This is a genomic window from Burkholderia sp. AU4i, assembly GCF_000466765.1.
GTDB classification, from domain to species: Bacteria; Pseudomonadota; Gammaproteobacteria; order Burkholderiales; family Burkholderiaceae; genus Burkholderia; species Burkholderia cepacia.
Genome location: NZ_ASSI01000239.1, coordinates 1 through 10,083 on the forward strand (window position 1 = coordinate 1; position 10,083 = coordinate 10,083).

The window sequence follows — 10,083 nt, forward strand, 5'->3', positions numbered from 1 at the left end:
CAACGCATGCGCGGCCGTCGCGCTCGCCGCGCGCGTGGCGGCTCGCGCTGTTCTTCGGCATCGCGACCGGCGCGTACACGCTCGTGCTCGCGTGGCTGCCGCCCTACTACATGCGGCTCGGCTGGTCGCCGACGGCGGCCGGCAGCCTGCTCGGCGGCGTGACGCTCGCGGAGGTCGTCGCGGGGCTGACGATCTCGGCGACGATCGACCGCCTGCCCGATCGCCGGCCCGCGCTGCATGCGGCGATCGCGTCGCTGTTCGTCGGCTTGCTGGTGATGCTGGCCGCGCCCGAAGCGCTCGCGTTGCCCGCCGCGCTGCTGATGGGCGCAGGGATCGGCGCGCTGTTTCCGCTGTCGCTGATCGTCACGGTCGACCATGCGGCGACGCCGGCCGATGCCGCATCGCTGACGGGGTTCGTGCAGGGCATCGGCTACCTGATCGCCGGGCTGTTTCCGTTCGCGGCCGGCATCGTGCGCCAGCATCTCGCGGACCTGACGCCAGCGTGGGTCGCGATGGCCTGCCTGTGCGTTGCGCTGTTCGCGCTGGCCGCGGGGTTTGCGCCGCGGCTCGCGCGGCGTGTTGCGCGTGCCTAGCGCGGGGCGGGGAACACGGCCGTTGCGGTTCGGTTGCGGCCGCCGTTCAGTTGACCGGCTCGCAGAAAGACACCTTGTCGCGCAGCGCCTTGCCGGCGGCAACCGGATCCTGCCCTGCCGGCAACGTCACGGAAACCGACGTGTGCTCGGTCGTGCTTTTCGGCTTCAGCCCCGGCCAATGCGTCTCTTTCCAGGTAGCGATCCAGTCGAGCTTGCCGGCACTCGCACCGGGCACGAAGCGCAGCCGCAGCGAGCCGTCGAAGTCTTCGCTGCAATGCGGCGAGTGCTGGTACTCGCGTTCGGAAAAGCATGCGCGAATCTGCTTGTCGCAACTGAACGGCAGCTTCGATATCCGTGGCGTGCCCGCATGCCCGCCATTCGGCCGCAGTTCGACGAAGTCGGCATTTTCCCAGCTTCCGCCGCCGCCCGAATAGCTTTCGGACCATCCGGCCAGCACCGCGACCGCGAAGCGCTCGCTGCCGAGCGGGTACAGCGCCGGGTAGATCCCGAGCGGTGGCGCCTCGCCATCGCCGTCGACGCGGTCGGCGGGCTGGTAGTCGGAGAAATCCCACCGCTGCAGGACTTTCCAGCCGGTGGCGGACGCAAAGCTCACCTTCAGCAACTGCGGGCCGGGCAGGATCGCATAGTAATTGCCGGGCGCGTCGTTCCTGACCCGGTACAGCGACGGCGCCTTGCTTGCGTCGCTTGGCTGGCCTGCCGTACCGCAGGGTGCCGAAACCAGTTGGCAGACCCTGGGTATCCAGTCGCGATCGGGCACGGCGGCTTTCGCGACCTCGACGAACGGTATGGCGCGGGCTTCGTTCGCTTCGGCGGTGGCTTGCGCTGCGGATACCGCCAGCAAAGCGGACGTCAATCCCGCCAGGCCGAAAATGACCGATCGAATACGGTGATTCATTCAACAATGTCCTTGTGATTGACTGCGGCGCGACGGCACGCGCGACACCGAACGCAAATCGTCGACCCTGACGCGGAAGCAACGTTCGCGGTGCACGCGACAACGCATCGTACTGGAGCGTGGTCGTGCTCAACCCGGTCCCCGTCGCCGGCATCGCCGCGTCGATCCTGATCCTCGGCAAATCGGCCGCGCCGATCTACTTCGCCGGCGATGCGATCACGATCGGCGCGGCGCTCTGCACGCACCTGCGCGAACACCGTGCCCCTGCGTGATCAACCCTCACTCGCGTACAACGTCGAATCCGCAAACCCTTCAGCGTCGAGCACGCGCCCGATCAGGATCAGAGCGGTGCGCTCGATCTGCGTGCCCTGCACCTTGCCGACGATGTCGGCGAGCGTGCCGGTCACGCGTTCTTCGTCCGGCCAGCTCGCGCGATAGATCACCGCGACCGGGCAATCGGCGCCGTAATGCGGCAGCACTTCGTCGACGATGCGTGCGAGATGGCGCACGCCGAGATGGATCGCGAGCGTCGCGCGGTGCGCGGCGAGCGAGCCGAGCGCTTCGCCTTCCGGCATCGTCGTCTTGCCCGCGAAGCGCGTGAGGATCACCGTCTGTGCGACGCCGGGCAGCGTCAGCTCGACGCCGAGCGTCGCCGCGCATGCGGCCGTGGCCGTCACGCCGGGCACGATTTCGTACGGAATCCCGAGTGTCTTGAGACGGCGGATCTGTTCGCCGATCGCGCCATACAGCGACGGGTCGCCCGAATGCACGCGCGCGACGTCCTGCCCGTTCGCGTGCGCAGCGGCGAGCAGCGCGACGATGGCATCGAGGTCGAGCTCGGCCGTGTTGACGACCTGCTCCGCGCGATGGCCGTCGAGCACGGCGGCCGGCACCAGCGAACCCGCATACAGGATCACCGGGCACGTGCGCACGAGGCGCTGGCCCTTCACCGTGATCAGCTCCGGGTCGCCGGGGCCCGCGCCGATGAAATACACCGTCATCGAAAAATCTCCGTCAATTCATGGAATGACCGGCCGCGCGGCGTCATGCGCGCGCGGCCGGATCGAGCGTGTCGATGAGCGCCGCGGCCGAGTCGAACGCGCGGTCGGCGTCGGGCAGCGGCGGCCGGCGCAGCATCACGACCGGCAGCCTGCGTTCGCGCGCGACGTCGAGCTTGGCTTCGGTGGCCGCGCCACCGCTGTTCTTGCTGACGACGACGTCGATGCCCGCCAGCGCGAACAGCGCGCGCTCGCCCTCCAGCGTGAACGGCCCGCGTGCGGCGACGACCTGCGCACGCGCGTTGCCGGGATGCGGGTCGAGGCAGCGCACGAGCCAGAACTGGTGCGGCGGGATCGCGTCGAGATGTGCGAGCGGTTCGCGCCCGAGCGTGAACAGCGGCCGCCGGAACGGCGCGAGCGCGGCTTCGATGCCGGCCCAGTCGTCGACCATGCGCCAGTCGTCGCCGGGTTGCGGCGACCACGGCGCGCGGCGCAGCGCCCATAGCGGCACGCCCGCTTCACGCGCCGCGGCGGCGGCATTCGCGCTGATTTGCGCGGCATACGGATGCGTCGCGTCGATCACGAGGCCGATGCCGGCGTCGCGCAGATACGCGGCCAGCCCGGCCGCGCCGCCGAAACCGCCGACCCGCACGTCGCAGCGCAGGTCGTCGGGTGTCTTGCCGAGGCCGGCGAGACTATAGACATGATGCGGGCCGAGCGCGCGCGCGATCTTCAGTGCGTCGCCGGTACCGCCGAGCAGCAGGATGCGCGCGCTCATCGCGCTGCCCCGACGAAGCGGCCCTGCCGGTCGATCGCGAACATCTCGACCGCTACCGACGGCGGCACGATGTCGCGCGCGACGCGCAGCGCGTGCGCACAGACGAGATCGCCGAGCGGCACACCGTCGGCGTGCGCGAGCTTCAGCGCTTCCTGGCTCGTGTTCGCAGCGCGCATCGCCGCCTGCAGTGCGTCGCTGGCGCCGGCCTCGGCCGCCCACTGCGCGAGCAGCGGCAGGTCGATGCTCGAATGGCGGCTGTGCAGGTCGAGGTGGCCGGCCGCGAGCTTGCTGAGCTTGCCGAAGCCGCCGCACATCGACAGCCGCGCGACCGGCGCACGCCGCAGGTGCTTGAGCACCGCGCCCGCGAAATCGCCCATCTCGATCAGCGCCATGTCGGGCAGGTGGTAGTGCGCACGCATCGCATCCTCGCTTGCGTTACCCGTGCACGCGGCGATATGCGTGATGCCGTTCGCCCGCGCGACGTCGATGCCCTGGTGGATCGACGCGATATAGGCCGAGCACGAGAACGGCCGCACGATGCCGGTCGTGCCGAGGATCGACAACCCGCCGACGATGCCGAGGCGCGGGTTCATCGTTTTCAGCGCGAGCGCCTCGCCGCCCTCGACGCCGATCGTCACGTCGAAGCCGCCCGCATAACCGTGCTCGGCCGCCAGCGCTTCCAGATGCGTCGTCATCATCTGGCGCGGCACCGGGTTGATCGCCGGTTCGCCGACCGGCAGCGTCAGCCCCGCGCGCGTGACCGTGCCGACGCCCGGCCCCGCATGAAAACGCACGCCGGGCGCCGCCGCGAGCGCGACACGCGCGAAGATCAGCGCGCCGTGCGTGACGTCCGGATCGTCGCCGGCATCCTTGATCGTGCCGGCTTCCGCGCCGTCGGCCGTCGTCCGGCAGAACTCGAGCCGCATCATCACGCGCTGCCCCTTCGGCAGCACGATCTCGACCGCGTCGTCCGCACGCCCCGCGAGCAGCAGCCGCGCGGCGGCGAGCGACGTCGCGGTCGCGCAACTGCCGGTCGTGTAGCCGAAGCGTAGCGGCGCGGGCTGTTCGGGGGTCTCGTCGCGCATCACGCGTCCGTCGTATGCGTCGCGGCCGGCGATGCCGCCGTGTCGACCGTGTCGACCATGTTGACCGTGTCCGGCTTGCGCACGTCGTACAGCGTGACCGGCAGCGGCTGGCGCCACGTGTCGAAGCGGCCGAGCGGCTCGGCATGCGCGAGCGACACGCGCGTGAGCGTGCCGCCGTGCGTCTCGCGCCATGCGGCGAGCGCCTGCTCGCCCTGCAGCGTGACCGCGTTCGCGACCAGCCGGCCTCCGGGCTTCAGCGATGCCCAGCACGCGTCGAGCACGCCGGGCGCGGTCGCCCCGCCGCCGATGAAAATCGCGTCGGGTGCGGCGAGCCCCGCGAGCGCCTCGGGCGCGCGGCCCGCGACGAGTTGCAGGCCCGGCACGCCGAGCGCGTCGCGGTTGTGCTCGATGAAGCGCTGCCGCTCCGCATGCGCTTCGATCGCGATCGCCTGGCATGACGGATGCGCGCGCATCCATTCGATGCCGATCGAGCCGCTGCCGGCGCCGACGTCCCACAGCAGCTCGCCGGGCACGGGCGCGAGGCGGCCGAGCGTCATCGCGCGCAGGTCGCGCTTGGTGAGCTGGCCGTCGTGGCGGTACGCATCGTCGGGCAGGCCGGGCGTGAGCGCGCGGCGCGGCGCGTCGGGGCCGGCCCGGCAGTCGAGTGCGACCAGATTGAGCGCGGCCGTTTCGGCGACGCGCCAGTCCTGCGCGAGTCCGTCGAGACGCCGCTCGAGCGGGCCGCCCAGATGCTCGAGCACGCTGATGCGCGTCGGCCCGAAGCCGCGTGCGACGAGTTCGGCCGCGACGGCGGCCGGCGTCCGGCCGTCGGCGCTCAGCACGAACAGGCGGCGGCCCGGCAGCAGGTGGCGCGCGAGCGCCGCAAGCGGACGGCCGACGAGCGAAACCGCGCCGACATCCTGCAGTGCCCAGCCGAGGCGGGCGGCCGCCAGCGACAGCGACGACGGCGCGGGCAGCACGCGCCATTCGTCAGGGGACAGCGAGCGCGCGAGCGTGGCGCCGACGCCGAACAGCATCGGGTCGCCGCTGGCGAGCACGCAGACGGGCGACATGCGTCGTGCAAGCACGCCCGCAAGGTTGAACGGCGACGGCCACGCTTCGCGCGCGGCCGGCAGCCGTGCGGGCAGCATGTCGAGATGCCGCTTCGCGCCGACGACGAGCGTCGCGTCGAGCAGCGCGCGGCGCGCGCTGCGGCCGAGCCCCGCGTAACCGTCGTCGCCGATGCCCACTACCGTCAGCCACGCCGTCATGCACCCTTCCCCATCGTTCGATTCCATCCCGTTTGTTGCGATGCGCGGCTGCCGGAGCGCCGCGCGTTGATTCGTTTCCATGCCGTGCGCATCGCCGGACGGCCGGTGCGGCACGGCCACGACGTCAGCCGAGCGGCACGCCGACGACAAACGTCAGCAAGGCCAGAACCATGCCGCCGATCGACGCGATCAGCAGCCAGCCGAGCAGCAGCCACATGAGCGGCCGCGCCCCGCTTTTCCTGTACAGGAGCGTGCCGCCCGCGACGATCGGCACGCCGAGGCCGGCGAGCCCGACATTCTTCGGCCACTCGGCCGACGGTGCAAGCGGGATCAGCACGCATGCGAGCAGGACCCATGCGGGGATGGCCAGCAGGCCCAGTGCGATGCCCATGCCGAACAGTTCCGTCCTGCCGAGTTTCATGGCGGATGCCGGCGCTCGCCGATCTGATGTCGAGGCGCCAATCCTACCATTTGCGAGACAGCGCAAAACCGTCTGCGGCCATGCTGCGACGCGGTTGCGCGACGCACCGCCGATGCCGGATCGTCGCGAAAATCGGGTATCCTACGGCCGTTCGTTCGCCGGTGCCCTTCGGGGCCGAAGAGGGAACACAGGGCGCACCACGCGCCGCTGTGGCTGCCCCCGCAACTGTAGACAGCGAGCCGATCTCCCCCTCATGCCACTGGTTTCACCGGGAAGGCCGGGAGCCGGCGCCGACCTGTCAGCCAGGAGACCTGCCGGCCAGAAAGTGCGTGCGTGCCAGTCGGCGTCGGGCGGGGTGTACCGACGCGTTGGCCGCGGCGCGACACTGCCCCCGTACCCCGTGAGTTCCGCCCCCGATTCGATTCCTGCGTCGCCCGTCGTGCGCCCGTCGGCTTGCCCGGGGCTCGTGCGCGTGGTCACGGCCGCCGACGGCGGGCTGTGCCGGATCAAGCTGCCCGGCGGCCGCCTCGATGCGCGTCAGGCGCGCGCGATCGCCGCCGCCGCGCGTGCCTGCGGCTCCGGTGCGATCGACGCGACCAATCGCGCGAATCTCCAGCTGCGCGGCATTCGCGCCGACGCGGCCGCCGCGCTGATACGCGCGTTGCTCGACGCGGGCCTCGGCCCGTCCGTCGACGCAACCGCGGATGCCGTCGCCGATACCGCCGCGCTCGCCGCGAGCGACGACGTCCGCAACGTGATGCTCAGCCCGCTCGCCGGTGACGACCCCGCCGCCCTCGTCGACAGCCGCGCGCTCGCCGCGCCGCTCCTCGACATGCTGGCGCGCGAGCCGCGCCGTGGCGAGCTGTCGCCGAAATTCTCGATCCAGCTCGACGGCGGTGAATCGGTTGCGGCGCTCGATCATCCGCACGACATCTGGCTGGCCGCATGGCGTCGCGGCGACGGTGCGGTGCGCATCGCGGCCGGGCTGGCCGGCTGCCCGCCGATCGCGCACGACGCCCGACCGGCGTCGGTCGATGTCGCGCCCGATCAAGGTGTCGCGCTGGTTCGCGCGCTGCTGCTCGCGTTCCTCGATCTCGCGCCGGCGGACGTCACGCGGATGCGTGCCCTGCTCGCGACCTGCGGCGAACCCGCGCTGCTCGAGCGCGCGCGGCACTATGTGCCGTTCGCGCTTGCGGCCGATCCGGCGCTCGCCGGCTGGCGCCGCCCGCGCACCGATCCGGCACGGCGTTTCGGGGTACACCCGTCTCGAGATGCCGCGCGCTGCCACGTCGGCGCGCAATTCCCGCTCGGCCGGCTCGACGCCACGCAACTGGAACGGCTCGCCACGCTGGCCGAAACCGACGGCGACGGCACGCTGTCGATGACGCCCTGGCAAGGCGTGTTCATGCATCGCGTCCCGCGTGAACGCGCGCCGGCCACGCTCGATGCGCTGGCGTCGCTCGGCCTCGTCTGCGCGTCGTCCGACCCGCTGGCGTCGCTCGTCGCGTGCACCGGCAGCGCGGGCTGCGCGAAGGCGCACGCCGACACGAAACACGACGCGCTCGCGCTCGCCGCGCGCATCGGCCATGCGGTCGACGTGCACCTGACCGGCTGCGAGCGCCATTGCGCGCTGCCGCATCCCGCGACGCACACGCTCGTCGCGGTTGCGCCCGCGCACTACGACCTTTACCGGCGCGATGCGGCCGCGGGCCTCGGCGCCCCGCTCGCGCGCCATCTGACGATTGACCAGGCCGCGGCCCGACTGACGGGCGCGCGGCACAGCCAGGACACCACCGATGCTTGACTACATTCGCGACGGGCAGGAAATCTACCGCCAGTCGTTCGCGACGATCCGCGCCGAGGCCGACCTGTCGCAGGTTCCGCCCGATCTCGAGAAACTCGCGGTGCGCGTGATCCATGCGTGCGGGATGGTCGACGTCGTCTACGACCTGCGCTTCTCGGCCGGTTCCGGCACGGCGGGCCGCACGGCGCTTGCGGCCGGCGCGCCGATTCTGTGCGACGCGCGCATGGTCGCCGAAGGCATCACGCGCGCGCGGCTGCCGGCCGGCAACCGCGTGATCTGCACGCTCGGCGAGCCGCAAGTGCCCGATCTCGCGCGGGATCTCGGCAACACGCGTTCGGCCGCCGCGCTCGAACTGTGGCGCCCGCACCTCGCCGGCAGCGTCGTCGTGATCGGCAATGCGCCGACCGCGCTGTTCCACCTGCTCGACATGATCGACGCCGGCGCGCCGCGCCCCGCCCTGATCCTCGGTTTCCCGGTCGGCTTCATCGGTGCGGCCGAATCGAAGGCGCTGCTCGATGCCGACAGCCGCGGTGTCCCGTACGTCACGCTGCTCGGCCGCCGCGGCGGCAGCGCGATGGCCGCTGCGGCGGTCAACGCACTCGCGACGGAGGTCGAATGACGAGCGCGCGCGGACGCCTGTTCGGGGTCGGCGTCGGCCCCGGCGATCCCGAACTGATGACGATCAAGGCGCTGCGCGTGCTGCAGGCCGCGCCCGTGGTCGCGTATTTCGTTGCGAAGGGCAAGAAAGGCAATGCATACGGCATCGTCGAGGCGCACCTGCGGGACGGGCAGACGCAACTGCCGCTCGTCTATCCGGTGACGACCGAGGCACTGCCGCCGCCGCTCTGCTACGAGACGGTGATCGCCGACTTCTACGACACGGCCGCCGAGGTCGTCGGTGCGCACCTCGATGCGGGGCGCGACGTCGCGGTGATCTGCGAAGGCGACCCGTTTTTCTACGGCTCGTACATGTACCTGCACGACCGCCTCGCGCCGCGCTACGACACCGAGGTGATCCCCGGCGTATGCGCGATGCTCGGCGGCACCGCCGTGCTCGGCCAGCCGCTCGTCTATCGCAACCAGAGCCTGTCGGTGCTGTCGGGCGTGCTGCCCGAGCACGAGTTGCGCACGCGGCTCGCGCAGGCCGATGCGGCCGTCGTGATGAAGCTCGGCCGTAATTTCGACAAGGTGCGGCGCGTGCTCGACGAGCTGGGGCTCGCGAAGCGCGCGCTGTATGTCGAGCGCGCGACGATGGCGAGCCAGCGCATCGTGCCGCTCGATGAAGTCGATCCGATGGCGTCGCCGTATTTCTCGCTGCTCGTCGTGCCGGGGGAAAAATGGCAAGGATGACGACCCCGCCCGCGATCGTGATCCTCGGCGCGGGCGCGCTCGATACCGCGCGGCGCATCCAGGCGCGTTATCCGGGGGCCCGCGTGCACGGCCTCGCATCGCGCGTCGCCGCCGACGTGCCGTTCGACGATCTCGGCGCGCACTTGCGCGAACTCTATGCACGCGGCCTGCCGATCGTCGCGCTGTGCGCGGCCGGCATCGTGATCCGCTGCATCGCTCCGGCGCTTGCCGACAAGGGCGTCGAACCGCCCGTGCTCGCGGTGGCGGAAGACGGTTCGGCTGTCGTGCCGCTGCTCGGCGGGCTGACGGGCGTCAACGTGATGGCGCGCGAAATCGCCGCCTGCGTCGGCGTCGCGCCGGCGATCACGACGAGCGGCGAACTGCGCTTCGGCGCGTGCGTGCTCAATCCGCCGGAAGGCTATGCACTCGCCGATCTCGCCCAGGGCAAGCGCTTCGTGTCCGACCTGCTCGCGGGTGCATCGACGCGCATCGACGGCGCGGCGCCGTGGCTCGACGATGTCGCGCTGCCGCGCGACGACGCCGCGGCGCATGCGATTCGCGTGACGCCCGAAGCCTGGCGCGGCACGCATGACGAGCTCGTGATTCATCCGCGCAGCGTGGTGGTGGGCGTCGATGCGCACGCTGTCCACGCGGATGGCGCGCTCGCGGCACGCATCGCGGCGTCGCTCGACGCGCAGGGGCTCGCCCGGCTGGCGCTCGCGGCCATCGTGGCGCCCGCATCGGCGATCGGCGATGCCGCGCTGGAGGATGCGGCGCACACGCTCGACGTGCCGCTTCGTTTCGTCGATGCAGACGTCGACGGGGACGGTGACGGCGGCGCACCGGCCGATGCGGCCGCGCTGCTCG

11 protein-coding genes, 1 pseudogene and 1 riboswitch are annotated in these 10,083 nt (G+C 71.6%); of the genes and pseudogenes, 6 read left to right on the forward strand and 6 right to left on the reverse strand.

Translation table 11 applies throughout. The features are described 5' to 3' along the window. Positions 1-593: MFS transporter (locus tag L810_RS38510; protein WP_042978010.1), on the forward strand; the 593-nt coding region annotated here is incomplete at its 5' end. A gap of 46 nt (positions 594-639) precedes the next feature. Here L810_RS38510 and L810_RS38515 read toward each other — a convergent pair. Then, positions 640-1,509, reverse strand: a complete 870-nt coding sequence (locus L810_RS38515) for a hypothetical protein (RefSeq protein WP_021163548.1) — start codon at positions 1,507-1,509, stop codon at positions 640-642. A gap of 125 nt (positions 1,510-1,634) precedes the next feature. Here L810_RS38515 and L810_RS47820 point away from each other — a divergent pair, with 125 nt between their 5' ends. After that, the gene (locus L810_RS47820) at positions 1,635-1,781 is read left to right on the forward strand and encodes a hypothetical protein (RefSeq protein ID WP_021163549.1); all 147 of its coding nucleotides are present in this window, start codon (positions 1,635-1,637) and stop codon (positions 1,779-1,781) included. On the opposite strand, the gene cobM is transcribed toward L810_RS47820, so the two are convergent. From cobM to L810_RS38540, 5 genes are all read right to left on the reverse strand, one after another. After that, positions 1,782-2,510: a precorrin-4 C(11)-methyltransferase gene (cobM, locus tag L810_RS38520; RefSeq protein ID WP_021163550.1), complete on the reverse strand. Its 729-nt coding sequence runs from the start codon at positions 2,508-2,510 to the stop codon at positions 1,782-1,784. 43 nt (positions 2,511-2,553) lie between these two features. After that, the gene (locus L810_RS38525; protein ID WP_021163551.1) at positions 2,554-3,285 is read right to left on the reverse strand and encodes a cobalt-precorrin-6A reductase; all 732 of its coding nucleotides are present in this window, start codon (positions 3,283-3,285) and stop codon (positions 2,554-2,556) included. Next, positions 3,282-4,370, reverse strand: a complete 1,089-nt coding sequence (locus tag L810_RS38530; RefSeq protein ID WP_021163552.1) for a cobalt-precorrin-5B (C(1))-methyltransferase — start codon at positions 4,368-4,370, stop codon at positions 3,282-3,284. Before L810_RS38530 ends, L810_RS38525 begins: the two co-directional genes overlap by 4 nt. Then, on the reverse strand, positions 4,370-5,641 hold the full coding sequence (locus L810_RS38535) for a bifunctional cobalt-precorrin-7 (C(5))-methyltransferase/cobalt-precorrin-6B (C(15))-methyltransferase (protein WP_042978018.1): 1,272 nt from the start codon (positions 5,639-5,641) through the stop codon (positions 4,370-4,372). Before L810_RS38535 ends, L810_RS38530 begins: the two co-directional genes overlap by 1 nt. A 124-nt stretch (positions 5,642-5,765) precedes the next feature. Then, complete coding sequence (locus tag L810_RS38540) at positions 5,766-6,062, reverse strand: hypothetical protein (protein WP_021163554.1); 297 nt, start codon at positions 6,060-6,062, stop codon at positions 5,766-5,768. 142 nt (positions 6,063-6,204) lie between these two features. Then, positions 6,205-6,395: riboswitch (cobalamin riboswitch) on the forward strand. A 106-nt stretch (positions 6,396-6,501) separates the two neighbouring features. On the opposite strand from L810_RS38540, the gene cobG reads away from it, so the two are divergent. From cobG to L810_RS38560, 4 genes and pseudogenes are all read left to right on the forward strand, one after another. Further along, positions 6,502-7,866 carry a precorrin-3B synthase gene (gene cobG / locus L810_RS38545; RefSeq protein WP_306415754.1) on the forward strand — a complete coding sequence of 455 codons (1,365 nt, stop codon included), beginning with the start codon at positions 6,502-6,504 and terminating at the stop codon, positions 7,864-7,866. Then, entirely contained in the window at positions 7,859-8,485 is a 627-nt protein-coding gene (locus L810_RS38550) for a precorrin-8X methylmutase (RefSeq protein WP_021163556.1), read from the forward strand. The genes cobG and L810_RS38550 overlap by 8 nt, the downstream gene beginning before the upstream one ends. Continuing rightward, positions 8,482-9,216 (forward strand): precorrin-2 C(20)-methyltransferase, encoded by a 735-nt coding sequence (locus L810_RS38555; protein ID WP_021163557.1) that lies wholly within the window; start codon positions 8,482-8,484, stop codon positions 9,214-9,216. The genes L810_RS38550 and L810_RS38555 overlap by 4 nt, the downstream gene beginning before the upstream one ends. Next, a pseudogene (locus tag L810_RS38560) lies at positions 9,213-10,083 on the forward strand (cobalamin biosynthesis protein CbiG); the annotation flags it as partial. The gene L810_RS38555 and the pseudogene L810_RS38560, both read left to right, overlap by 4 nt.